The 621-nt window shown below is 60.4% G+C and carries 1 protein-coding gene; it reads right to left on the bottom strand.

The features are described from left to right. The coding region (locus CF70_RS07645; RefSeq protein WP_414629434.1) for a methionine adenosyltransferase at window positions 1–621 on the bottom strand (621 nt) is incomplete at both ends.

Genomic DNA, 621 nt, shown 5'->3' with positions numbered 1-621 from the left:
AGAGCAACGGTGAGGCGGTGATGCGCATCCAGTCGACTACCCATGACCTTGTAGTCGTGGCCTGCCACCTTGAAAGCGTCCCTGAATCCACGTGAGCCGAGGAGGCGCGCGACAGACAGCACCGAGCTTTCGAGGCTGGAATATGGTGCATAGCCGACACCAAAGGACGTGTCATTGGCCAGTGGGACTGAGGAGCCAGTCACCCGCCGGAGGTTCGGAGCCGAAGGGCGCAGAATGAGCTCGATGCGAACCTGATTTCCAATCTCGCCTAAGCTCGCTGTCAGGTACTCGCGAATGGCCTGCTCAACGACTGCTTCAGCCGTGGTCGACCGAAGTTCGGTAACCGGGCCGGAGACTATCAATCGCATTGGGCGCAGCAGTTCGCCGCCGCCAAATCTCGGTGCGCTCATGCCACCAATCATCAGCGCCTTGTCGAGATTGAAATGCTGGATTGACCCGTAGGTTTCGAGGTAAGCCCGGCATAGGGCGCGGGCACCAGCCTCGACCGCCCCGTCGCAAATGCTGTCCGGATGACCAATACCTTTGTGCTCGCACATCTCAGTGCGCGCGTCCCACTGCGACGCGGCGTTCGAGACGGAGAGCGCAATATTCTCCGAGGTC

This window comes from Cupriavidus sp. SK-3, from assembly GCF_000611145.1.
Taxonomy (GTDB): domain Bacteria; phylum Pseudomonadota; class Gammaproteobacteria; order Burkholderiales; family Burkholderiaceae; genus Cupriavidus.
This window is presented reverse-complemented; position numbering and strand designations above follow the sequence as displayed.